Below are 24,329 nucleotides of genomic sequence, written 5' to 3'. Positions count from 1 at the left end.
ATGTCGCAGGCGGCACTGAACACGCGCGGCCGTGGCCCGGAACGCCAGGGGACGCGGCGCAGCAATGGCGGTCAGCTGGCGGGCGTGATTTTCATGCTGATGGTGCTGGGCACCATCGTATGGGGCGGCTGGATGGTGGTGGAGTGGATGAAAGACGCCAGTCGTCTGCCGCTCTCTCGCCTGGTGATGACCGGGGAGCGGCATTACACCACCAACGACGATATCCGTCAGGCGATCCTGGCGCTGGGCGCGCCGGGTACGTTTATGACTCAGGACGTCGACGTTATCCAGCAGCAGATCGAACGTCTGCCGTGGGTTAAGCAGGCCAGCGTACGTAAGCAGTGGCCGGACGAACTGAAGATCCATCTGGTGGAGTATGTGCCGGCGGCGCGCTGGAACGATTTACAGATGGTGGACGCCGACGGCAACGCCTTTAGCGTGCCGGCGGAGCGGATTCGGAACATGAAGATGCCGCTGCTGTACGGACCCGAAGGCGGCGAAAAAGAGGTGCTGGAGGGGTATCGCACCATGAGTCAGGCGCTGGCGTCGGCCAGGCTGAACCTTAAAATGGTGGCGATGAGCGCTCGTCACTCCTGGCAGCTGGCGCTGGACAACGATATCCGGCTGGAGCTGGGCCGGGATGAGCGCACCCGGCGCCTGCAGCGTTTTCTTGAGCTTTATCCGCTGCTGCAGCGTCAGGCGCAGAACGATAGCAAACGAATCGGCTATGTCGATTTGCGTTATGACACTGGGGCGGCAGTCGGTTGGGCCCCGGCCTTTATCGATCAGGTACAGGGTGTTGGTCAGCAGGAAGACAACCGGCAAGACAGTCATCAGCAACAGAATCAGGCACAGGCTAAACAACAATGATCAAGTCGACGGACAGAAAACTGGTAGTTGGGCTGGAAATCGGTACAGCAAAAGTCGCTGCGCTGGTAGGGGAGGTTCTGCCCGATGGCATGGTCAACATTATCGGTGTTGGCAGCTGTCCCTCGCGCGGTATGGATAAAGGCGGCGTCAACGATCTGGAGTCGGTGGTCAAGTGCGTACAGCGCACCATTGATCAGGCCGAGTTGATGGCCGATTGCCAGATTTCCTCGGTCTATCTGGCGCTGTCCGGCAAACACATTAGCTGCCAGAACGAAATCGGCATGGTGCCGATTTCCGAAGAAGAAGTGACGCAGGAAGACGTGGAAAACGTGGTGCACACCGCCAAGTCGGTGCGTGTGCGCGATGAACATCGCATTTTGCACGTTATTCCGCAGGAATATGCCATCGACTATCAGGAAGGCATTAAGAATCCGGTCGGGCTGTCGGGCGTGCGTATGCAGGCTAAGGTGCATCTGATTACCTGCCACAATGATATGGCGAAGAATATCGTGAAAGCGGTCGAACGCTGCGGGCTGAAGGTCGATCAACTGATCTTCGCCGGCCTGGCCTCCAGCTATGCGGTGCTCACCGAAGACGAACGCGAGCTGGGCGTCTGCGTCGTGGATATCGGCGGCGGCACGATGGATATCGCGGTGTATACCGGCGGCGCGCTGCGCCACACCAAAGTGATCCCCTATGCGGGCAATGTGGTGACCAGCGATATCGCCTATGCTTTCGGCACGCCGCCGACCGACGCCGAAGCGATTAAGGTGCGTCATGGCTGCGCGCTGGGCTCGATCGTCAGCAAAGATGAAAGCGTGGAAGTGCCGAGCGTTGGCGGCCGGCCGCCGCGCAGTTTGCAGCGGCAGACGCTGGCCGAAGTGATTGAGCCCCGTTACACCGAATTGCTGAATCTGGTGAACGACGAAATTTTACAGTTGCAGGAGCAGTTACGTCAGCAGGGCGTGAAGCATCATCTGGCGGCCGGTATCGTGCTGACAGGCGGCGCCGCGCAGATTGACGGGTTGGCCGCCTGCGCCCAGCGCGTATTCCATACGCAAGTGCGCATTGGTCAGCCGCTAAATATTACAGGCTTAACGGATTATGCACAGGAACCCTACTACTCAACGGCGGTCGGGTTGCTGCATTACGGTAAAGAGTCTCACCTGGGTGGTGAGCATGAAGCAGAGAAACGCGCCTCAGTCGGCAGCTGGTTTAAACGTATCAATAGCTGGTTGAGAAAAGAATTTTAATGTTTATCGAAAGAGATCGTATCGCAAAACGATTATGATCCCGAAGTTACAGGCACAAAACGGAGAGAAACTATGTTTGAACCAATGGAGTTAACCAACGACGCGGTGATTAAAGTCATCGGCGTCGGTGGGGGCGGCGGCAACGCCGTCGAACACATGGTGCGTGAACGCATCGAAGGGGTGGAGTTCTTCGCGGTGAATACCGACGCGCAGGCTCTGCGTAAAACAGCGGTGGGCCAGACCATCCAGATCGGTAACGGCATTACCAAAGGTCTGGGCGCCGGCGCTAATCCGGAAGTCGGCCGTACCTCCGCCGAAGAAGACCGCGACGCGCTGCGCGCGGCGCTCGAAGGGGCGGACATGGTGTTCATCGCCGCAGGTATGGGCGGCGGCACCGGCACCGGCGCCGCGCCGGTGGTTGCCGAAGTGGCTAAGGATCTCGGCATCCTGACGGTGGCCGTGGTCACCAAGCCGTTTAATTTTGAAGGCAAGAAGCGTATGGCCTTTGCTGAGCAGGGTATCGCCGAGCTGTCCAAACACGTGGATTCGCTGATCACTATCCCGAACGACAAGCTGCTCAAGGTACTGGGTCGCGGTATCTCCCTGCTGGATGCGTTCGGCGCCGCCAACGACGTGCTGAAAGGCGCGGTGCAGGGGATTGCCGAGCTGATCACCCGTCCGGGTCTGATGAACGTCGACTTCGCCGACGTGCGCACCGTGATGTCCGAAATGGGTTACGCCATGATGGGTTCAGGCGTGGCGCGCGGTGAAGATCGTGCTGAAGAAGCGGCGGAAATGGCCATTTCCAGCCCGCTGCTGGAAGATATCGATCTGTCCGGCGCGCGTGGGGTTCTGGTCAACATTACGGCGGGCTTCGACCTGCGTCTGGACGAGTTTGAAACCGTGGGTAACACCATTCGCGCGTTTGCTTCCGATAACGCGACCGTGGTGATCGGTACCTCTCTCGATCCGGAGATGAACGATGAACTGCGCGTTACCGTGGTGGCGACCGGCATCGGCATGGACAAACGTCCTGAGATTACGCTGGTGACCAATAAGTCCTCCAGCCAGCCGGTAATGGATCATCGTTATCAGCAGCACGGGATGTCTCCTCTGCAGCAGGAAAAACCGGCGGCGAAGGTGGTTAATGACCAGGGCACTCAGTCAAATAAAGAGCCTGACTACCTGGATATCCCGGCGTTTCTGCGTAAGCAGGCGGATTAACGCTCCGTATAACGTTGGAATCTCCGCTCTTTGTGCTAAACTGTCCTGCCAGCTTTAGGGTAGAATTTTACCTGGCTGACAGGATGGGCAACATTGCGAGATAACATGATGATCAAACAACGTACATTAAAACGTATTGTTCAGGCGACGGGGGTCGGTTTACATACCGGCAAAAAAGTCACCCTGATTCTGCGCCCTGCGCCGGCAAATACCGGGGTCATCTATCGTCGCACTGACTTGAATCCACCGGTTGATTTTCCGGCTGATGCCAAATCCGTGCGTGATACCATGCTCTGTACTTGCCTGGTGAACGAGCATGACGTGCGTATTTCTACGGTGGAACACCTTAATGCCGCGCTGGCGGGATTAGGCATCGACAACATTGTCGTTGAAGTGGATGCACCGGAAATTCCAATTATGGACGGGAGCGCGAGTCCCTTCGTTTACCTGCTGATGGACGCCGGTATTGAAGAGCTGAACGCCGCCAAAAAATTCCTGCGTATCAAACAGCCGGTACGCATTGAAAACGGTGATAAGTGGGCCGAGTTGAAGCCGTTCAATGGTTTCAGCCTTGATTTCACCATCGATTTCAACCATCCGGCGATTGATGCAGGGTCGCAGCGCTATTGCCTCGACTTCTCGGCTGATGCCTTTGTGCGTCAGATCAGCCGCGCGCGCACCTTTGGCTTTATGCGTGATATCGAATATCTGCAGTCTCGTGGGTTGTGCCTGGGCGGCAGTATCGATTGCGCCATTGTGGTTGACGATTACCGCGTGCTGAATGAAGACGGGCTGCGTTTCCAGGATGAATTTGTGCGCCATAAAATGCTGGACGCCATCGGCGACCTGTTTATGTGCGGCCACAACATCATTGGCGCGTTCACTGCCTTTAAATCCGGCCATGCGCTGAATAATCAGTTGCTGCAGGCTGTGTTGGCTAAACAGGAAGCGTGGGAATACGTCACGTTTGAAGACGAGGCCGAAATGCCGCTGGCATTCAAGGCGCCGTCAACCGTACTGGCCTGATACAGTTACGCTTTTAGTCACTATCACGACTGGTTTTACTGGTACTCTCTCCGGCCAGTGAAGCCAGTCGTTCTAATATTTTCCGTAATTTCTCCGGGCTGTGACCCGCTAAATCCCTCAACGTTTGTGCGCTTTGCGTACTAAGCTGACGTCGCGGCGCCTGCTGAACCGCAGGTTGAGCGCTATTGCCGTTATTTTGCACGATTTCATGGCCTTTTGCGGCCAGCGCTGGATTAATCCTGATGTCGATCGAAGCCAATGATGGTAATATTTGTGCGCGTAATGCTGAGAGAAGCGTCGGTTGCTCATAACGCAGCCGCATCAGCCAGTTAGCGCTGGCCGCCTCCAGCACCAGCAGGCCCTGTCTGTAGTTGGCGACACGGCACCAGGGGTGAAGCTGTGCGGGTAACAGTCCGCGCACCGCCCGATTGAGTTTCAGCAGCGCCAGCGCGCGTTGTTGTATGTCGCGCAACGGGCCATTACCAGCGTCCGATGCGCTATCAAACAGGAATTCCAGTGATTGTGGGCGGCTATCACGCATATCAGGCTCCGGCGGACTAAATAAGTGATTGGTATTCTAAATCGTTGGCGACAATTTGGCAGACGTTATTTCTGGCCGCATCTCCTGTTGGGGATGGTCGCGGCGAGCCTTGGCCTGCCCGCTTGCCTGACCGATTCCCAGAATCAGACTTCCCTGTCGAGTACGGTCTCCGGTCCGGCCGGCCGCCATCCGGTGAATCTGACCGCGCTGGTGTCGCTCAAAGAGGGGCACCGGCGCGCTTTCAGCGTCGACTACTGGCATCAGCACGCGATCCGCACGGTGATCCGTCATCTGTCCTTCGCGCTGTCCACGCCGCAAACGGCGAGTGCGCCGGCGGCGGCAACGCAACTGGCGGCCGATCATCATCTGGTGCTGTTGGATACGCTCAATGCGTTGCTGACCCATGAATCCAAACCGCCGGCGATTATCCGCCGGACGGAACGTGCCGTTCCTCCCGCCTTTCTTTCCCATCATACCGGGCTTTGGCTGGCTCAGATACAGGGTATTCGCGCAGGGCCGCATACGGCCTGAGTGAATGAATGTATAGCGCGCAGCCATCGGCTGCCGTAACCGAATGTCGGGATATCCCTGTTTTATGGTGCCGTAAGCCACCTGCGCGGTGGCGTCGTTGAGATAAAAAATTATTATGTTAATTAAAATGTTAACCAAGGTTTTTGGCAGCCGTAACGATCGCACTCTGCGTCGTATGCGTAAAATCGTTGAGGTGATCAATCGTCTGGAACCGGAAATGGAGCCGTTGTCCGATGAGCAACTGAAGGCCAAAACCGGCGAATTCCGTGCCCGTCTGGCAAAGGGAGAAACGCTGGAGGCGCTGTTGCCTGAAGCCTTCGCCGTGGTGCGCGAATCCAGTAAGCGCGTATTCGGCATGCGTCACTTTGACGTACAGCTGATTGGCGGCATGGTGCTGAACGAACGCTGCATCGCGGAAATGCGTACCGGTGAAGGTAAAACCCTGACCGCGACGCTGCCTGCCTACCTGAACGCGCTGACCGGACGCGGCGTTCATGTGGTGACAGTCAACGACTATCTGGCGCAGCGCGATGCGGAAAACAACCGTCCGCTGTTTGAATTCCTCGGCCTGACGGTTGGGATCAACCTGCCGGGCATGCCTGCCGTCGCGAAGCGCGAAGCCTACGCCGCGGATATTACCTACGGCACCAATAATGAATACGGCTTCGACTACCTGCGCGATAACATGGCGTTTAGCCCGGAAGAGCGCGTACAGCGTAAGCTCTACTACGCGCTGGTGGATGAAGTCGACTCCATTCTGATCGATGAGGCCCGTACGCCGCTGATTATCTCTGGACCGGCGGAAGACAGCTCGGAAATGTATATCCGCGTCAACAAGATCATCCCTCATCTGATTCGTCAGGAAAAAGAGGATTCGGATACCTTCCAGGGCGAAGGCCATTTTTCCGTGGACGAGAAGTCGCGCCAGGTTAACCTGACCGAACGCGGTCTGGTGCTGGTGGAGGAGCTGCTGGTTAAAGAAGGCATTATGGCCGAGGGCGAGTCGCTCTATTCGCCGGCCAACATTATGCTGATGCACCACGTGACGGCGGCGCTGCGCGCGCATGTTCTGTTCGCGCGCGATGTGGATTACATCGTGAAAGACGGCGAAGTGATTATCGTCGATGAACATACCGGCCGCACCATGCAGGGCCGGCGCTGGTCCGACGGCCTGCATCAGGCGGTGGAAGCGAAAGAAGGGGTGCCAATCCAGAACGAAAACCAGACGCTGGCCTCCATTACCTTCCAGAACTACTTCCGTCTGTATGAAAAACTGGCCGGCATGACCGGTACGGCGGATACCGAAGCGTTTGAGTTCAGCTCGATCTATAAGCTGGACACCATCGTGGTGCCGACCAACCGTCCGATGATCCGTAAAGATTTACCTGACCTGGTCTACATGTCCGAACAGGAAAAAATCGATGCCATTATCGAAGATATCAGAGAGCGTTCCGCGAGCGGGCAGCCGATTCTGGTCGGGACCATCTCCATCGAGAAATCGGAAGTGGTGTCTGAAGCGCTGACCCGGGCCGGGATTAAACACAATGTGCTGAACGCGAAATTTCACGCCATGGAAGCCGATATCGTCGCGCAGGCCGGCCAGGCGGGTGCGGTGACCATCGCCACCAACATGGCCGGTCGCGGTACCGATATCGTGCTGGGGGGCAGTTGGCAGGCGGAAATCGCGCATCTGGAAAACCCGGATGAGGCGCAGATCGCCGCCATCAAAGAGGCCTGGCAGCAGCGTCATGACGCGGTTCTGGCGGCCGGCGGCCTGCATATCATCGGTACCGAGCGCCATGAATCGCGCCGTATCGATAACCAGCTGCGCGGCCGTTCCGGGCGTCAGGGCGATGCCGGTTCTTCACGTTTCTATCTGTCGATGGAAGATGCGCTGATGCGTATTTTTGCCTCCGATCGTGTGTCGAATATGATGCGTAAGCTGGGGATGAAACCAGGCGAAGCCATTGAGCACCCGTGGGTGACCCGGGCGATCGCCAACGCGCAGCGTAAGGTTGAAAGCCGTAACTTCGATATCCGTAAACAGCTGCTGGAATATGATGACGTAGCGAACGATCAGCGCCGCGCCATCTATACACAGCGTAATGAGCTGCTGGATGTTTCCGATATCAGCGAAACCATTAACAGCATCCGTCAGGACGTGTTCAAAACCGCTATTGATAGCTACATTCCGCCGCAGTCGCTGGAGGAAATGTGGGATATCGAAGGGTTGCAGCAGCGGCTGAAAAACGACTTCGATCTTGAATTGCCGATTGCCGAATGGCTGGATAAAGAGCCGGAACTGCATGAAGAAACGCTGCGTGAGCGCATTTTCGAGCAGGCGCTTGACGTTTATAAGCGCAAGGAAGAGGTGGTGGGCAGCGACGTTCTGCGTAATTTTGAAAAAGGCGTGATGCTGCAAACGCTGGATTCTTTGTGGAAAGAGCATTTGGCCGCCATGGACTATCTGCGTCAGGGCATCCATTTGCGCGGTTATGCGCAGAAGGATCCGAAGCAGGAATATAAGCGTGAGTCGTTCTCGATGTTCGCCGCCATGCTGGAGTCGCTGAAATATGAAGTGATCAGTACGCTGAGCAAAGTTCAGGTGCGCATGCCGGAAGAGATCGAAGCGCTCGAACAGCAACGCAGGGAAGAGGCGGAGCGTCTGGCGCGCCAGCAGCAGCTAAGCCATCAGGAAGAGAGCGGGCTGGATGACGGCGGCCCGGCGCAGGCCGAACGTAAAGTCGGGCGTAACGATCCCTGCCCGTGCGGTTCGGGCAAGAAATATAAACATTGTCACGGACGTCTGCAGAAGTAATGCGGATGGAAGATGCGGAGACGGCATTGAACCGCCTCCACGATTATCACAGGTTGGTCGCATGACGCAGAAACAATTATCCGTTGCGGTAGGCATCATTCGTAATTCTGAGCAGCGTTATTTCATCACCCGGCGCCCGCAGGGCGTGCATATGGGCGGGATGTGGGAATTTCCCGGCGGCAAGGTAGAGGAAGGCGAAACGCCGGAACAGGGTTTAATCCGCGAACTGCAGGAAGAAACCGGCATTACCGCGCTGCAGCCGCATTTTCTCGAGAGTAAACAGGTGGACGTTCCCGGCCGCCTTATCACGCTGCATTTCTTTCTGGTTGAACGGTGGCAGGGTGAACCCTGGGGTAGAGAAGGGCAGCCGATGCGCTGGCTGCCGGTTGATGAACTGCAGGAGGATGAATTCCCGCCGGCCAATGCGGATATTATCCGCAGGCTTAAATCTTCTCGCTAATCTGATTCGTTTTCTGGCAAAAAAGTAAGTCCTTTGCCAGAAAACGATGATTACCGATCTTCGCTCCATTCTTCTGAATCGGAAATCTCTTCCTTACTGGGAATGCGTTTCTCCTCATCGGCCCATTCGCCCAAATCGATCAACTGACAGCGTTTGCTGCAGAACGGGCGCCACGGGCTTTGTTCCCCCCAGACCACGGGTTTGTGGCAGGTCGGGCATTTAACGATGGTAGTTTCATTGTTCATTACGGGCTCCGGGCTTACAGACTAACAACAGGCTAAATCAAACGTCAGACGAGCAGGGATCTGCCCGTTTTCCGCATCCAGCGACAGGAAGCGAATCGCATAACGCGTTTTGTGCCCCGATATCTGCGGATACAGCTGCTGATCTGACGTGATGCGCAGGCGCAACAGGTCGGCATCGGCCGCGTTGTCCTGGAAAAAACCATTCAGGCTGGTTTGCGGATGAAAAGTGCCTGAATGGCGAATTAAATCTAACGACATATCCAGCGCCTGCTGCAGCGGCGTCAGGGTGCTCAGCCAGTCGGCCACTACCCCTTCCTTCACCGCCTTCGGCTGATGCAGCCAGATATGCAGCGTGGGCAGATCGAAACTGCAGCAGCCGCCGGGAATGCTCAGCCGCTGACGCACCATGGCGATCAGTCGGTCGTCGCGCAGCATCTGCCCCATGCGAGGCGCCGACATTAACGCCGCGGCGCGCTCTTTTAACTGCTGGCGCAGCATATGGATACGATCCCGGTCGACGCCGGGCACATCGGCCCACTGCAGCAGCTTCTGCTGCTGGCGTTCCAGCTCTTTCAGCAGTTCGGTGCGCACGTCGCCGCGGTCCAGCACGTCCAGCAAATCGGCTACCGCGCGGAAGAAGGTCAGCGCGTTGCCGATGTCGCTGAGCGAACGGTTGTGATGCAGCTGCTGCAATAAAAATTCAATCCGTAGCCAGGTACGGGTCTTCTCATTCAGAGGATGTTCGAATAATACGCTTGAGGTAACGTCACTCATGATGGTTAATCCTGTCAGGTTGCGGATGCTGCCAGTTGAAGATAGCGATGATGCAAAGCAGCAACGCGGGGTGCAATCTGTTGTGGCATACCATTGTTATCGATAATGTCGTCGGCGCAGGCCAGGCGCTGTTCGCGCGTCGCCTGCGAGGCCAGAATATTTTCCGCCTGCTGGCGGCTGATGCCGTCGCGCGCCAGCGTCCGGGTCAACTGGGTCTCCCGGCTGACGTCAACCAGCAGCACCCGATCGGCATGGCGCTGTAAATGGTTCTCCACCAGCAGGGGAACCACCCACAGGGCATACGGACTGTGCGCCGCCTCGAGCTGGCGCCGGGTTTCGGTATGAATCAGCGGATGCAACAGCGCATTCAGCCAGCGTTTATCGTCGTCGCAGCTAAAAATACGCTGACGCAACAGGGCGCGATGCAGCGAACCGTCCGGCAGCAGCATCGTCGGCCCGAATCTTTGCACGATGGCCTGCAGCGCGTCCTGGCCTGGCGCAACGACCTGGCGCGCGATGATATCGGCATCCACCACCGTAATGCCCTGTTGCGCGAATTCATCGGCGACGGTGCTTTTGCCGCTGCCGATGCCGCCGGTTAACGCTACGGTATATGTCATGATCGATTGCGAAACTATGCCGGTAAATTTAGTCGATTTTAACGTAAAGCCAGGAAAATTCGCAGTCTTGTCGCAGGATTATTCACGCGTATGATAACCCGGGCGTAAACATTATTCGTCACGCGGGACATTGCTGCGGCGATGGGCCGTTATTAGCCAGGAATAAAACCTTATGCGTATCGAAGAAGATTTAAAGTTAGGCTTTAAAGATGTTCTGATCCGTCCTAAACGCTCGACGCTTAAAAGTCGCGCCGAGGTTGAACTGGCGCGCCAGTTCAGATTTTTGCATGCCGGCTGTGACTGGGCCGGCGTACCGGTTATCGCCGCCAATATGGATACCGTCGGCACCTTTCTGATGGCGGAAGCGCTGGCGGAGTTTGACGTGCTGACGGCGGTGCACAAGCATTATTCCGAGCAGCAATGGCAGGGGTTTATTCAGCGCGTGTCGCCTTCCGTATTGCGCCACGTAATGGTGTCCTCCGGCACCTCCGATGCGGATTTCGTCAAACTGAAACGGATTCTGTCGTTCTCCGACCAGCTGAAATTTATCTGCATCGATGTCGCAAACGGCTACTCCGAACATTTCGTTACCTTCCTGCAGAAAGCGCGCGAAGCCTTTCCCGACAAAGTGATCTGCGCCGGCAACGTGGTGACCGGCGAGATGGTGGAAGAACTGATCCTGTCCGGCGCGGATATCGTTAAGGTGGGGATCGGCCCCGGCTCGGTGTGCACCACCAGAGTTAAAACCGGCGTCGGCTATCCGCAGCTGTCTGCGGTAATCGAATGCGCCGATGCGGCTCACGGTCTGGGCGGGCAGATTGTCAGCGACGGCGGCTGCGCCGTGCCGGGCGATGTGGCTAAGGCGTTTGGCGGCGGGGCTGATTTTGTCATGCTGGGCGGTATGCTGGCCGCGCACGATGAATGCGAAGGGGCGATCGTCGAGGAGCGGGGCGAAAAATTCATGCTGTTTTACGGCATGAGCTCCAAATCCGCGATGACGCGCCATGTCGGCGGCGTGGCGGAATATCGCGCCGCTGAAGGTAAAACGGTCAAACTGCCGTTGCGCGGGCCGGTGGCAAATACCGTGCGCGATATTATGGGCGGGCTGCGCTCCGCCTGTACCTATGTCGGGGCGTCGCGGCTGAAGGAGTTGACCAAACGCACCACCTTTATTCGCGTCTCCGAACAAGAAAACCGTATTTTCGGCAGTGACTGAACGGCTGCCCGGCCTTTGGGCCGGGTTAAGCGCCGGCCAGCACGTCGCTTAGCTGGAATATCGGCAGATACATCGCCACCACCAGCGTTCCCACGATCACCCCGACGATCAGCATCAGCAGCGGTTCCAGCGTCTGGCTCAGGGTTTCCGCCAGCTGCGCCGTATTCTGTTCGTGCCAGTGGGCCAGTTGATGAAAGATCTCGTCCAGCGTACCGGATTCCTCGCCCGTGCGAATGAGCTGCGGACAAGGGGCGGGGAACAGACGCGCATCGCTGAGCGTCTGGTGTAGCGCAACGCCCTGCTGCAGTCGGGCCTGCATTTCCAGCAGCAACTGCCGATAGAGCGGGTTGTGCAGGGTGGCGCACACTGCCTGTAACCCGGCCGGCAGCGTCAGCCCGGCGCTCTGCGTCATGGCCAGAATATGAAAGATCTGGCTTAAACAGTTACCGCGCACCAGATCGGCGAACAGCGGGCAGCGTAGCAGAGCCCGCTGTTCTCGGTGTCGCCAGGAGGGTCGCCGCTGGCGCAGCCGCCAGTAGGCGGCCAGCAGAACCAGCGGCAGCAAAACGCCCGCTCCGCCGACGCGCGTAAGCCCGTCGGCCAGCGAAAGCAACAGACGAGTCAACGCCGGCAGCGGCGTGTCGAACGAGGCGTAGAGCCGGGCGAACTGCGGTAAAACCAGCGTCAGCATCAGCAGGCTGACCAGCAGGGCGATCGTCATCACAAAGCAGGGATAGCGCAGCGACTTTTTCACCGTACGGTTGAGCTGGTGCTGTTTCTCCTGCTGCCGGGCCAGCTTCAGGCAGCATTCGTCCAGCCTGCCGGTCAGTTCGCCGGTGGCGATAAGGGCGCGGTACACGGCGGGAAACGCCCAGGGATAGTCCGCCAGCGCGTCGGAGAGCGATTTGCCGGCGCTGACCTGCCGACCCAGCGCCTGCAGCATTGCGCGCCAGACCGGCCGTTCATGCTGCTGCGCCAGCAGGGTCAGCCCCTCCAGCAGCGGCAGGCCGGCCTGCAACAGCGTCGCCAGTTGGCGGATAAACCCGCAGCGCTGCTGGTGATGCCGGTCTTTTGCGGTCAGATAGCCGCTGCGGGTAATGCGTAGCGGCTGGTATCCCGCCTGAATCAGGCGCAGAAATACCGCGCGACGCCGCGCGTCGATATATTCTCCCTGATGGAATTCGCCCTCGCTATCGATAGCCTGCCACCGGTATAGCTGCAATAACGCCATAAACCTGTTCCCTGAAATAGACGATTATTCATCCAGCGGCAGTTGACCGGTAACCCGATAGAGCTCGGCCAGCGAGGTTACGCCGCGGTTAACCAGCTCCAGACCGGCATGAAACAGCGACGTTCGCGGGATGACGCCGCCGCACGCCGCAGCGGTTAGATTTTCGGCCAGCGCCTGTTGCAGCGGCGGCGTCACCGGCATCAAATGATAAATCGCTGTGCGGCCATAGTAGCCGGAAAAGCAGTGCTGGCAGCCCTGCGCGCGCCAGCTGGTCAGCGGCCCGCGCCACAGTTCGGCTGGCAATAGCGGCGGCGTTTCATCGGGCTGCCGGCAGTGAGGACATAGCCGGCGCACCAGGCGCTGCGCTATCACCAGCTTTAACGCCGAGGCGAGCAGATAGCCGGGGATACCGAGATTCGCCAGCCGGGTCAGCGTTTCCGCTGCGGAGTTGGTGTGCAGCGTCGACAGCACCAGATGACCGGTCTGCGCCGCTTTTACCGCAATTTCGGCCGTTTCCGCATCGCGGATTTCGCCGATCATAATGACATCCGGATCCTGTCTTAACAGCGCGCGCAGTATACGGGCGAAGGTCAGATCGGCTTTTGGGTTGATCGCGGTCTGGTTGATGCCGTCGAGCGGAATTTCGATCGGATCCTCCACGCTGCATATGTTGCGCGTGATGTCATTGAGCCAGCGAATCGCGCTGTATAGCGTCACCGTTTTGCCGCTGCCTGTCGGGCCGGTGACCAGTATCATTCCCTGCGGCAGACTGAGTATCCGACGCAAATGGCGCAGCGCCGGTTCGGGCAGCCCGAGATTTTCCAGCCGCAGTTCCTGCTGGCGGGTTTGCAGGATGCGCAATACGATTTTCTCGCCGAAATGAACCGGCAGGGTGGCGATGCGCAGGGAGTAAGGCTGGCGATCCAGCGTCAGGCTGAACTGACCATCCTGCGGCAGCCTGCGCTCGGCGATATTCAGTCCGGCCATGATCTTGAGCCGCGCGTTGATTTGCAACGCCAGTTCGGCCGGCGGCGCGCTGACGGTTTGCAATACGCCGTCGATGCGCAGACGAATACGGTAATCCGGCCGCACGGGTTCAAAATGAATATCCGAAGCGCGACGCTGAATCGCCAGACGCAGCGTTTGGTTGATAAGCTGCACCACTGGCGCATCCGCGCGTTCGTCGCCGTCAATGGCGTCGGCGGCTTCTGTATCTGCGTCAGACGCCGCATGGCTGCCGGCGCTTTCCGGCTGATTGATCCGTTGTTCAAAACGCGCCGCGGGCCACTGTTCCACCAGCACCCGTCGGTTGCTGGCGAAGCGCAGTGCGGTCAGCATTTCCGCCCCGGCCGCGCCGCTGACGGCCACCGTCAGGGTCTGGTCATCCAGCGCCAGAGGTAAAGCATGGTAACGACGGCAAAGCGTCTGCAGTTCCGCGCTCATTGAGGTCAGCGGCATGGCGTTTACCCCGCGCTGTCGTCGAAACGAAAAACATCCTGGCAGGCCGCCTGGAGATTCTCCGACCCGGCGGCGACGGCGCAGCGGCGCGTCCAGCGCAGGCCGTCGCTGTCCGACTCGCGTTTCGGCGTGAGCGCCACGCTCAGCCCCTGCAGCGTACTCTGGCCGCTGAGCGTAATCACGCCTTTATCCACGACGATCTTGCTGATATAGCGCGAACTTTTACCGTCCGGAATGCCCTGACTGCCGGCGCTGCAGCCAGCGATGTCGCCGCTTTCCAGCGCGCAGAGATCCACCGCTGTTTTATAGGGCACCATGGCCTGCAGCATATCGGTCAGCGCCGCCTTGCGCAGGTATCCTTGCCAGGCGGGCAGGCCAATGGAACTGAGTATGGCGATGATGGCGATCACCACCATCAGTTCGGCTAAGGTAAATCCCTGTTGTTTGCTCATCTTCCTTTCTTCCGTGGCTGTGAGTGGCAGCAGGGTAAATCGCCGGCGGGAAGGAGGCGAGTGCGGCGCAACGAAAACGCAGGCGGGCATGCGCGAAATCGTGTCGTTTTTCAGGCAAACCGGTTTTTTTGCTGAGTGCCGCGCAATATTTTGCTACGGCGCGAAGGCGGATGCGGATGCGGAAACGGCGATCCGGCGGCCAGCCGGATCGCTCTGCGCTCAGCGGAAGCGCATGGAAAGATCGAGCGCCTGCACGTGTTTGGTCAGCGCGCCGACCGAAATATAATCCACGCCGGTTTCCGCGTAGTTGCGCAGGGTTTCCAGCGTGACGTTGCCGGAAACTTCCAGCTGTGCGCGGCCCTGGGTTTGCGCCACCGCCTGGAGGATTTGTTCGAGGCTGAAATTGTCGAGCATGATGATGTCGGCGCCGGCGTCCAGCGCCTGCCGCAGCTCATCGAGTGATTCCACTTCTACTTCAACCGGGACATCGTCGCGCAGCCAGAAGGCCTTTTCGACCGCCTGTTTGATCGATCCGGAGGCAATAATGTGATTTTCTTTGATCAAGAACGCATCGGACAGCCCCAGCCGGTGGTTGCCGCCGCCGCCGCACAGTACGGCGTATTTCAGCGCGGCGCGCAAACCGGGCAGCGTTTTGCGCGTATCCAGCAACTGCGTGTGCGTGCCGTCCAGTAAGGCCACGTAGCGGCTGACCTCGGTCGCTACGCCGGACAGCGTCTGGACGAAATTCAGGGCGGTGCGTTCGCCGGTGAGCAGCAACTGCGCCGGGCCGTCCAGTTCGCATAAACACTGGTTGACGCTAATGGCGTCGCCGTCCTTAACATGCCAGCTGACGTTTACCTTGCCGCCCAGTTGAATAAAAACTTCATCCAGCCAGCGTTTACCGCAGAAAATTCCGGCTTCGCGGGTAATGATGCTGGCGTGCGCGGAGCTGTCCGGCGACAGCAGCTGCGCGGTAATGTCCTGGCTGGCGTCCACCGAACCGCCCAGATCTTCGCTCAGCGCGCGGGCAACGATAAAGGGAATGTCATTTTCGATCCGTTCCAGCAGTTCGGCACGGCGGCTATCGGGATTATAGCGACGGATTGTCATTACACAGGCTCCGGAAAGGGATATCGCCAGATATGCTACCCTGTTTGATTAGCGGCCGCCAGCGGCGGAGCCACAGTGTAAAGGGGGAGTAATAGAGCGAATTCAGGCTGTTGACGACGCGTGGCGGCCGGTTCGTGGCGTCGGGAACCGGCCGCGCGACGGTATCAGAAGTTGTAGCCGACCACCAGGTAATAGCCCCAGCCGGTGGATTTTACTTCAAACGGTCCGTTGCCGAAGTTCAGTTCGCTGCCGTCCGCCCATTGCCCGCCGTTATGGAAATACCGGGCTACCACGCCGTAGTGCCAGTGATCGTAGCCCAGCGACAGAATGTGGCTGGATGCGATGGCGTTGCTGGTGCGCGTGCGCCCGCCTTTTTCGCGTAAATCCGAATCGAAGTCGAAGTTGGTGAAGCCGATGTAGCTCAGGTTGCCGCCCCACAGGGAGGCCAGCGGATAGAAGTATTTGATTTTAATGCGGTAGCCGTCCCAGCTGTCTTCATTGCCGGCGCCGTAGTTTTGCCATTGATATTTGGCATAGGCATTAACGGACAGGTTCAGCGCGGTGCCGGTGTCGATATCCGTACCCAGCCCCATATACCAGGTGCTCTGGCGCGAAGCGCTGTTGCGTCCCATATCGAAGATATAGTTATTCGCCACATACCACTCTTTAAACGGCCCAAAACTTAAATCCGCGCCGGTCAGTTTATCGATGGAAAAACGCGGTTCGATTTCCATAAACAGCGGCGAGCCTTTATCCCATATTCCGCGGTCGGGCGTATTGCCGGCGCCAAAGGTTTTAGGAATATCGATATAGCCGTAAAAATCGAGCCAGTCTTTGCGCGCGAATGCTTCGTACTCAAGGTAAACGTCGTTATTTAACTGGGGTCCGAAGCGAGTGTGATAGCTGCCGACCACGTTGACACTTTGGTGCCACCAGTCGGACAGGTATTGCGGCTCACTGGCTTCGGCCTGCGCGGAGAGGGCCAGAAACGTGCCGGCGATCAGAGTGGTTTTTTTCATAAATTTTTATCCATGGGCTAATGTCTGTCCGGGAGATATGCCCTTCATCTTTCAGCGCTGTCGCCATGCCGCGCGCTGAGATCCGTCGGGGTGAAAAATAAAGCAATGTACGGCGCAGATGACGGGGAAAACGGATGTCGGCGCGTCGTTTGCCTGGACAACAGGGGCATGTCAGAGATCGCATGCAGTTTGTCATGTCCGGCCGCGTACATGAGTGATTCTATTCACGTAATTAATGTATGTTTTATTTTTTTTACTTATTTTTTGTGATCTTTATCACACAAGTGAATTAATTATCGTTGTGATGCAACTTTGGTAACAAAAGTCGTTTTTTGCGCGCAGGCGCGGAATAATCTGAGGACGGCGGCTGAAATGGATTAATTGCCTGCGGAAGAAACATGCTACCCTGTGATGATAAAACGCATATGTGAGACGCGAGGTGATTGATGCTGCTGGAAAATGGCTGGTTATCTGAGGTTAAGCGCGTTCCTTCCCCCCATTGTGACGAACGACCGGCCGGCGAGACGCCCTCCCTGCTGGTGATTCATAATATCAGTCTGCCGCCTGGCGAATTTGGCGGTCCCTGGATCGACCGGTTATTTACCGCGACGCTGGATCCCGCCGCGCACCCCTATTTCGCCGACATTAGTCACTTGCGCGTATCCGCCCACTGTCTCATCCGTCGCGACGGCGAGATTATTCAGTATGTTCCGTTTACCCATCGGGCCTGGCATGCCGGCGTTTCCTGTTTTAACGGCCGCGAACGCTGCAATGATTTTTCCATCGGCATCGAGCTGGAAGGGACGGATACGCTACCGTTTACCGATGAACAATATCGGCAACTGACGGCCGTCACCGAATTGCTGATGCGCGTTTATCCCATTACGCCGGCATCGATTACCGGTCACAGTGATATCGCGCCGGGACGTAAAACCGACCCCGGACCGGCATTTGACTGGGGGCGTTATCGCCGTCAGCTGCAGGGTCGCCAGGCGGCGCTAATAAGGGAGTCATAACCGATGACGCTGTTTACGCTATTGCTGGTGCTGGCATGGGAACGCTTGTTTAAGCAGGGGGAACACTGGCAGTTGGATCATTACGCCGGGCGAATATTCCGTCGCGCGCCGCGAGCGTCGCTGTCGCTAACGCTGGCGCTGACCGCGGGCTGGATGGTGGCGCTGGCTTTGCTGCTGTGGCTGGTCTCTGGTTTGCTGTTTGGCCTGCCGCGTCTGCTGCTGTGGATCCTGATTTGTCTGCTGTGCATCGGCGCCGGCGAGATCCGTCGGCATTACCGGCGTTATCTGCAGGCCGCCCAGCGCGGCGAAGCCGACGCCAGCCACGAACTGGCGGCGGAGCTGGCGTTGATTCATGGCCTGCCGGCCGGCTGCGGGGAGAAAGAACGGCTGGCTGAATTGCAGAATGCGCTGCTGTGGATTAATTTCCGCTTCTACCTGGCGCCGATATTCTGGTTGGTGGTGGCCGGTCCTTACGGTCCGGTGGCGCTGGCCGGCTACGCTTTTCTGCGCGCCTGGCAAACGTGGCTGGCTCGCAATAGTCAGCCGCTGACGCGCGCCAGTTCCGGCGTGGATAGCCTGCTGCACTGGCTGGACTGGATACCGGTCCGGCTGGCGGGCGCGGCCTATGCGCTGCTGGGGCACGGCGAGAAAGCGCTGCCGGCATGGTTTGCCTCGCTGGGCGATTTGCGCAGCTCACAGTATTTTGTTCTGACGCAACTGGCGCAGTTTTCGCTGGCGCGGGAAGCGCATCTGGATCCGGTTCAGACGCCGCGCGCCGCCGTGACGCTGGCGAAAAAAGTGACGCTGGTGATTGTGGTGGTGGTGGCGCTGCTGACGATTTACGGCACGCTGGTATAAGCGCGGAGAACGCTGGCGAGCGGTGTACTCGCCAGCGGGGGAGCGGTTTAGTGTTGCTCTGCGTTGATCTTGCTCTGGTTTCTCTGGCGGATGAGATAGCCGATACCCAGCACCAGCAGCCACGCCGGAATCATCAATACCGAAATCCGGATGCCCGGCGTCAGGTACATGATGACCAGAATGCCGGCCAGGAAGAGCAGACAGATATAGTTGCCCAGCGGATAAATTAACGCTTTGAATTTCGTGGTAACCCCTTCGCGATCTTTCTGGCGGCGGAATTTCAGGTGCGCCAGACTAATCATCGCCCAGTTGACCACCAGCGCGGAAACCACCAGCGACATCAACAGCTCAATCGCCTTACCCGGCAGCAGATAGTTGATCAGGACGCACAGCGCGGTAGCCAGCGCGGAGATGCCGATCGCCACGACCGGCACGCCGCGTCCGTCGACTTTGAGCAGCGCCTGCGGGCCGTTGCCCTGTTTCGCAAGGCCGTACAGCATACGGCTGTTGCAGTAGACGCAACTGTTGTAAACCGACAGCGCAGCCGTCAGAACCACTACGTTCAGGACGGTGGCGACCACGTTGCTGTTCAGATCGTGGAAGATCATCACGAACGGGCTGCCGCCTTCGACCACTTTACCCCAGGGGTACAGCGACAGCAGGATAGCCAGCGAGCCAATGTAAAAGAGCAGAATACGGTAGATCACCTGATTGGTGGCGCGCGGAATGCTTTTTTCCGGATCGTCCGCTTCCGCTGCGGTAATGCCCACCAGCTCCAGCCCGCCGAAAGAAAACATAATTACCGCCAGCGCCATCACCAGCCCCATAATGCCATTGGGGAAAAAGCCGCCCTGGGCCCACAGATTGGTCACGCTGGCCTCAGGGCCGGCGGAGTTGCTGATCAACAGCCAGCAGCCAAAGACAATCATACCGATAATGGCGGCGACCTTAATAATGGCGAACCAGAACTCCAGCTCGCCATACACTTTCACGTTGGCCAGGTTGATGGCGTTAATTACGAGGAAGAAAACGGCGGCGGAAACCCACGTAGGAATGCCCGGCCACCAGTACTGAACGTAGATGCCGACGGCGGTCAGTTCGGCCATTGCCACCAGCACGTACAGCACCCAGTAGTTCCAGCCGGAGGCGAAACCCGCGAAGTTGCCCCAGTATTTATAGGCGAAGTGACTGAAAGAGCCGGCAACCGGTTCCTCCACAATCATTTCCCCTAACTGGCGCATGATCAGGAATGCGATAATCCCGCCGATTGCATAGCCCAGCAGGACGGAAGGCCCGGCCATTCTGATTGTCTGGGCAATACCGAGGAACAGCCCGGTTCCTACCGCGCCCCCCAGTGCAATAAGCTGAATATGGCGGTTTTTCAGGCCACGCTTGAGCGTACCGGCTTGTTTTTGACCATCCATTAAATAACCCTCTGCCATTGTGAACAAAGACCGGCGCCGGCGCGTCTGACGCGGCGTTCGGACTTTTTTACTTTACGGTTAGTGTAATTTTATTTTTACGGCTGCCGATAAACGAATTTTTCTGCTTATCTACCGTTGCTGAGAGAATAGTGGTAAGCGCAGCGGAATGCACTTGATTTATGACAGGTTCGGACAAGAAATCGCGCGGGCGCAATGAAGCGGTTATCAAAAATCGTCCGGTTTTTCGTCATTGTTTGCCGGTAACGTTTCGGTTATTTTTATGCGCCCGTAACGGCGAAAAAATAGCCAGGAAGGGTGGGTAAATAAGCATAAAAATTGAATTTTTATTCATTTTTATCGCAGGTTAAACGCTTCAGCATGGCTAATTTTAGTTTAAGAAAAGTTAATAACGGCCGTCGCCGCAATCGACTGCCGGGGGCGACGGAGGGCCGCCCGTGCGGGTATTTTTTGTGCAATTGTTAAATTATGATGGGGTTAGAATTTAGCGCAACGCCCGTATGGACAGAAGGTGAATACTTTGTTACTTTAGCGTCACGTTTTTGCAATTGGTATTACCAATTAACTCCGCGCTATTCGCAGAGAAGACTTCATAATGGCATACAGCAAAATCCGTCAACCCAAACTGTCAGATGTGATTGAGCAGCAGCTGGAGTTTTTGATCCTCGAAGGAACATTGCGACCGGGTGAAAAACTGCCGCCGGAACGCGAACTGGCCAGACGATTCGATGTATCCCGACCTTCTCTGAGAGAAGCCATTCAACGCCTGGAAGCCAAAGGTTTGCTTTTGCGCCGCCAGGGGGGTGGCACATTCGTCCAAAGTAATCTGTGGCAAAGCGTCAGCGATCCGCTGGCTCAATTGCTCAGTAACCATCCCGAGTCACAATTCGATTTACTGGAAACGCGTCATGCGCTTGAAGGAATTGCCGCCTATTATGCGGCACTGCGCGGAACAGACGATGATTTACAGCGTATCCGGGAGTGTCACGAACAAATCCAGCAGGCGCACGATGCCGGCGATTTGGACGCTGAATCCGAAGCCGTCATGCAGTATCAGGTTGCTGTAACAGAAGCCACGCATAATGTGGTGTTGCTGCACCTGTTGCGCTGTATGGGGCCGATGCTGGAACAAAACGTGCGGCAGAATTTTGAATTGCTCTACCTGAGCCGGGAAATGCTGGCGAAGGTGAGCAGCCATCGCGCCGGAATCTTTGCAGCGATTGTTGCCCGGGAGCCGGAGAAGGCTCGCGAAGCATCACACCGCCATCTGGCGTTTATTGAGGAGCTATTGCTGGATCTTAACCGGGAACATAGCCGGCGGGAAAGATCGTTACGTCGACTCCAGCAACGCAAGGATTAGGCGCCCGATTTTGGGTACTGAATGCGGCAATTAAACCATGGGCCTGTCTTCGTGTGCTTTGGCTTTCCGGGCAGAGTACAGGGCGACAGGCACCAGTAAATTAACTTATTAGAGAAGATAAGGAATACCACCATGTCAGATCGTTTAAATAATGACGTGGATCCGATCGAAACCCGCGACTGGCTGCAGGCGATCGAATCGGTCATCCGTGAAGAGGGTGTTGAACGCGCTCAGTACCTGATAGACGAGGTGCTGGGCCAGGCCCGTAAGGGAGGCGTAAACGTTGCTGCGGGTAATGCTGTCCGTCAGTACATCAACACCCTCCCCGTGGAGGACGAGCCAGAATATCCGGGCAACCTGGAGCTTGAAAGCCGTATTCGCAGCGCGATTCGCTGGAATGCGATCATGACCGTGCTGCACGCCTCGAAAAAAGATCTGGAACTGGGTGGCCACATGGCATCTTTTCAGTCTTCCGCCACTATCTACGAAGTGTGTTTTAACCACTTCTTTCGCGCGCACAACGCGCAGGACGGCGGCGATCTGGTTTACTTCCAGGGCCATATTTCCCCGGGGATCTACGCGCGCGCCTTCCTTGAAGGCCGTCTGAGCGAAGAACAACTGAATAATTTCCGTCAGGAAGTACACGGCAAGGGGCTGCCTTCTTATCCGCACCCTAAATTGCTGCCTGAATTCTGGCAGTTCCCGACCGTATCCATGGGGCTGGGGCCGATTGGCGCGATTTATCAGGCTAAATTCCTGAAATATCTGGAACACCGCGGCCTGAAAGATACATCTAAGCAAACCGTGTACGCTTTCCTGGGCGACGGCGAAATGGATGAGCCGGAATCCAAAGGCGCGATTACCATCGCCACGCGTGAAAAACTGGATAACCTGGTATTCATTATCAACTGTAACCTGCAGCGTCTGGATGGTCCGGTAACCGGCAACGGTAAGATCATCAATGAGCTGGAAGGCATCTTCGCCGGCGCGGGCTGGGAAGTGCTTAAGGTTATCTGGGGCAGCCGCTGGGATGAATTGCTGCGTAAAGACACCAGCGGTAAGCTGATCCAGTTGATGGGCGAAACCGTGGACGGCGACTACCAGACCTTCAAGTCGAAAAACGGCGCCTATGTGCGTGAACACTTCTTCGGCAAATATCCGGAAACCGCCGCTCTGGTGAAAGACTGGAGCGACGACCAGATTTGGTCCCTGAATCGCGGCGGCCATGATCCGAAGAAAATCTATGCTGCGCTGAAAAAAGCGCAGGAAACCAAAGGCAAACCGATCGTTATTCTGGCGCATACCATCAAAGGGTATGGTATGGGCGATGCCGCCGAAGGCAAGAACATCGCGCACCAGGTTAAGAAAATCAACATGGACGGCGTGCGTTACTTCCGCGATCGTTTCAATGTGCCGGTCGCCGATGAAGATATCGAAAAACTGCCTTATGTGACTTTCAAAGAAGATTCCGCAGAGTACAAATACCTGCACGAACGTCGTCAGGCGCTGGAAGGCTACCTGCCGACCCGTAAGACGAAGTTCACTGAAAAGCTGGAACTGCCGACGCTGGAAGACTTCAGTTCGCTGCTGGAAGAGCAGAACAAAGAGATCTCCACCACTATCGCTTTCGTGCGCGCCCTGAACGTCATGCTGAAGAACAAGTCGATCAAAGATCGTCTGGTTCCGATCATCGCCGATGAAGCGCGTACCTTTGGTATGGAAGGTCTGTTCCGCCAGATCGGTATCTACAGCCCGAACGGCCAGCAGTACACCCCGCAGGACCGTGAGCAGGTGGCGTACTATAAAGAAGATCTGAAGGGCCAGATCCTGCAGGAAGGGATTAACGAACTGGGCGCCGGCTCATCCTGGCTGGCGGCGGCAACGTCTTACAGCACCAACGACCTGCCGATGATCCCGTTCTACATCTACTATTCGATGTTCGGCTTCCAGCGTATCGGCGATCTGTGCTGGGCGGCAGGCGACCAGCAGGCGCGCGGCTTCCTGATCGGCGGCACCTCCGGCCGCACCACGCTGAACGGCGAAGGCCTGCAGCACGAAGACGGTCACAGCCACATTCAGTCGCTGACCATCCCGAACTGCATCTCTTACGATCCGGCTTACGCCTATGAAGTGGCGGTCATCATGCATGATGGTCTGGTGCGTATGTACGGCGAAGCGCAGGAAAACGTCTACTACTACATCACCACGCTGAACGAAAACTACCACATGCCCGCCATGCCGCAGGGTGCGGAAGAGGGTATCCGTAAGGGTATCTACAAGCTGGAAAGCCTGGAAGGCAGCAAAGGCAACGTTCAGCTGCTGGGCTCCGGCTCTATTCTGCGTCACGTGCGTGAAGCGGCGGAAATCCTGGCGAAGGATTACAACGTCGGTTCCGACGTTTACAGCGTTACCTCGTTTACCGAACTGGCGCGCGATGGCCAGGATTGCGAACGCTGGAACATGCTGCATCCGACCGAAACCCCGCGCGTGCCTTACGTTGCGCAGGTGCTGAGCGAGGCGCCGGCAGTGGCGTCGACCGACTACATGAAGCTGTTCGCCGAACAGATCCGCAGCTTTATTCCGGCCAGCGACTACCGCGTACTGGGCACCGACGGCTTCGGTCGTTCCGACAGTCGCGAAAATCTGCGTCACCACTTCGAAGTGGATGCATCTTACGTGGTGGTTGCCGCGCTGGGCGAACTGGCTAAACGTGGCGAAATCGATAAGAGCGTAGTGGCCGAAGCGATTACTAAATTCAGTATCGATGCCGATAAAGTTAACCCGCGTCTGGCATAAGAGGTAAAG

Annotated in this window: 22 protein-coding genes; 12 read left to right on the top strand and 10 right to left on the bottom strand. The window is 57.3% G+C overall.

What is annotated here, in order from left to right; all coding sequences use genetic code 11:
- The 4 genes from ftsQ (at nt 1) to lpxC (ending at nt 4,373) form a co-directional block, all read left to right on the top strand.
- Entirely contained in the window at nt 1-870 is an 870-nt protein-coding gene (gene ftsQ, locus FJU30_RS00945) for a cell division protein FtsQ (protein ID WP_150433569.1), read from the top strand.
- Nucleotides 867-2,123, top strand: a complete 1,257-nt coding sequence (gene ftsA / locus FJU30_RS00940) for a cell division protein FtsA (RefSeq protein ID WP_150433568.1) — start codon at nt 867-869, stop codon at nt 2,121-2,123. Before ftsQ ends, ftsA begins: the two co-directional genes overlap by 4 nt.
- Nucleotides 2,124-2,195: 72 nt before the next feature.
- Nucleotides 2,196-3,347: a cell division protein FtsZ gene (gene ftsZ / locus FJU30_RS00935; protein ID WP_150433567.1), complete on the top strand. Its 1,152-nt coding sequence runs from the start codon at nt 2,196-2,198 to the stop codon at nt 3,345-3,347.
- A gap of 108 nt (nt 3,348-3,455) precedes the next feature.
- Entirely contained in the window at nt 3,456-4,373 is a 918-nt protein-coding gene (gene lpxC / locus FJU30_RS00930; RefSeq protein ID WP_150433839.1) for a UDP-3-O-acyl-N-acetylglucosamine deacetylase, read from the top strand.
- 13 nt (nt 4,374-4,386) lie between these two features.
- Here the strand turns inward: lpxC and FJU30_RS00925 are convergent, their stop codons facing one another.
- A complete protein-coding gene (locus tag FJU30_RS00925) occupies nt 4,387-4,914 on the bottom strand; it encodes a DUF721 domain-containing protein (protein WP_150433566.1) in 528 nt (175 codons plus the stop codon).
- Nucleotides 4,915-4,938: 24 nt separating this feature from the next.
- On the opposite strand from FJU30_RS00925, the gene secM reads away from it, so the two are divergent.
- The 3 genes from secM to mutT all read left to right on the top strand — a co-directional run bounded on the left by secM (nt 4,939) and on the right by mutT (nt 8,723).
- Nucleotides 4,939-5,445 (top strand): secA translation cis-regulator SecM, encoded by a 507-nt coding sequence (gene secM, locus FJU30_RS00920; protein WP_150433565.1) that lies wholly within the window; start codon nt 4,939-4,941, stop codon nt 5,443-5,445.
- A gap of 115 nt (nt 5,446-5,560) precedes the next feature.
- Entirely contained in the window at nt 5,561-8,263 is a 2,703-nt protein-coding gene (gene secA / locus FJU30_RS00915) for a preprotein translocase subunit SecA (RefSeq protein WP_150433564.1), read from the top strand.
- A 61-nt stretch (nt 8,264-8,324) separates the two neighbouring features.
- The gene (mutT, locus tag FJU30_RS00910) at nt 8,325-8,723 is read left to right on the top strand and encodes an 8-oxo-dGTP diphosphatase MutT (protein ID WP_150433563.1); all 399 of its coding nucleotides are present in this window, start codon (nt 8,325-8,327) and stop codon (nt 8,721-8,723) included.
- 50 nt (nt 8,724-8,773) lie between these two features.
- On the opposite strand, the gene yacG is transcribed toward mutT, so the two are convergent.
- The 3 genes from yacG to coaE are packed head-to-tail and all read right to left on the bottom strand — an operon-like array spanning nt 8,774 to nt 10,362.
- The gene (yacG, locus tag FJU30_RS00905; RefSeq protein WP_150433562.1) at nt 8,774-8,968 is read right to left on the bottom strand and encodes a DNA gyrase inhibitor YacG; all 195 of its coding nucleotides are present in this window, start codon (nt 8,966-8,968) and stop codon (nt 8,774-8,776) included.
- A gap of 21 nt (nt 8,969-8,989) precedes the next feature.
- Complete coding sequence (gene zapD / locus FJU30_RS00900; protein ID WP_150433561.1) at nt 8,990-9,742, bottom strand: cell division protein ZapD; 753 nt, start codon at nt 9,740-9,742, stop codon at nt 8,990-8,992.
- Nucleotides 9,743-9,756: 14 nt separating this feature from the next.
- Nucleotides 9,757-10,362: a dephospho-CoA kinase gene (gene coaE, locus FJU30_RS00895; RefSeq protein ID WP_150433560.1), complete on the bottom strand. Its 606-nt coding sequence runs from the start codon at nt 10,360-10,362 to the stop codon at nt 9,757-9,759.
- Between the two features lie 172 nt (nt 10,363-10,534).
- Here coaE and FJU30_RS00890 point away from each other — a divergent pair, with 172 nt between their 5' ends.
- Entirely contained in the window at nt 10,535-11,578 is a 1,044-nt protein-coding gene (locus FJU30_RS00890) for a GMP reductase (RefSeq protein ID WP_150433559.1), read from the top strand.
- A 25-nt stretch (nt 11,579-11,603) separates the two neighbouring features.
- Here FJU30_RS00890 and hofC read toward each other — a convergent pair whose 3' ends face one another.
- The 5 genes from hofC to FJU30_RS00865 form a co-directional block, all read right to left on the bottom strand.
- Entirely contained in the window at nt 11,604-12,809 is a 1,206-nt protein-coding gene (hofC, locus tag FJU30_RS00885) for a protein transport protein HofC (protein WP_150433558.1), read from the bottom strand.
- A gap of 24 nt (nt 12,810-12,833) precedes the next feature.
- Nucleotides 12,834-14,267 carry a type II secretion system protein GspE gene (gene gspE, locus FJU30_RS00880; RefSeq protein WP_150433557.1) on the bottom strand — a complete coding sequence of 478 codons (1,434 nt, stop codon included), beginning with the start codon at nt 14,265-14,267 and terminating at the stop codon, nt 12,834-12,836.
- Nucleotides 14,268-14,272: 5 nt separating this feature from the next.
- Nucleotides 14,273-14,719, bottom strand: coding sequence for a prepilin peptidase-dependent pilin (gene ppdD / locus FJU30_RS00875; RefSeq protein WP_150433556.1), 447 nt, complete (start codon nt 14,717-14,719; stop codon nt 14,273-14,275).
- A 219-nt stretch (nt 14,720-14,938) separates the two neighbouring features.
- Nucleotides 14,939-15,829: a carboxylating nicotinate-nucleotide diphosphorylase gene (gene nadC, locus FJU30_RS00870; RefSeq protein ID WP_150433555.1), complete on the bottom strand. Its 891-nt coding sequence runs from the start codon at nt 15,827-15,829 to the stop codon at nt 14,939-14,941.
- 164 nt (nt 15,830-15,993) lie between these two features.
- A complete protein-coding gene (locus FJU30_RS00865; protein WP_150433554.1) occupies nt 15,994-16,848 on the bottom strand; it encodes a nucleoside-specific channel-forming protein Tsx in 855 nt (284 codons plus the stop codon).
- 446 nt (nt 16,849-17,294) lie between these two features.
- On the opposite strand from FJU30_RS00865, the gene ampD reads away from it, so the two are divergent.
- Together ampD and ampE are read left to right on the top strand one after the other, a co-directional pair.
- Nucleotides 17,295-17,864, top strand: a complete 570-nt coding sequence (ampD, locus tag FJU30_RS00860; RefSeq protein WP_150433553.1) for a 1,6-anhydro-N-acetylmuramyl-L-alanine amidase AmpD — start codon at nt 17,295-17,297, stop codon at nt 17,862-17,864.
- Between the two features lie 3 nt (nt 17,865-17,867).
- Nucleotides 17,868-18,722: a beta-lactamase regulator AmpE gene (gene ampE / locus FJU30_RS00855; protein WP_150433552.1), complete on the top strand. Its 855-nt coding sequence runs from the start codon at nt 17,868-17,870 to the stop codon at nt 18,720-18,722.
- A 47-nt stretch (nt 18,723-18,769) separates the two neighbouring features.
- Here the strand turns inward: ampE and FJU30_RS00850 are convergent, their stop codons facing one another.
- Nucleotides 18,770-20,146: an amino acid permease gene (locus FJU30_RS00850; protein ID WP_150433551.1), complete on the bottom strand. Its 1,377-nt coding sequence runs from the start codon at nt 20,144-20,146 to the stop codon at nt 18,770-18,772.
- Nucleotides 20,147-20,759: 613 nt separating this feature from the next.
- Between FJU30_RS00850 and pdhR the strand changes: the two genes are divergently transcribed.
- Together pdhR and aceE are read left to right on the top strand one after the other, a co-directional pair.
- Nucleotides 20,760-21,524: a pyruvate dehydrogenase complex transcriptional repressor PdhR gene (gene pdhR / locus FJU30_RS00845; RefSeq protein WP_150433550.1), complete on the top strand. Its 765-nt coding sequence runs from the start codon at nt 20,760-20,762 to the stop codon at nt 21,522-21,524.
- A gap of 132 nt (nt 21,525-21,656) precedes the next feature.
- Nucleotides 21,657-24,320, top strand: coding sequence for a pyruvate dehydrogenase (acetyl-transferring), homodimeric type (aceE, locus tag FJU30_RS00840; RefSeq protein WP_150433549.1), 2,664 nt, complete (start codon nt 21,657-21,659; stop codon nt 24,318-24,320).
- Nucleotides 24,321-24,329: the final 9 nt, after the last annotated feature.

It is taken from the genome of Affinibrenneria salicis (assembly GCF_008710095.1).
The sequence above is the reverse complement of the archived record's forward strand: the minus strand, read 5'-3'. Positions and strand labels throughout refer to the sequence as shown.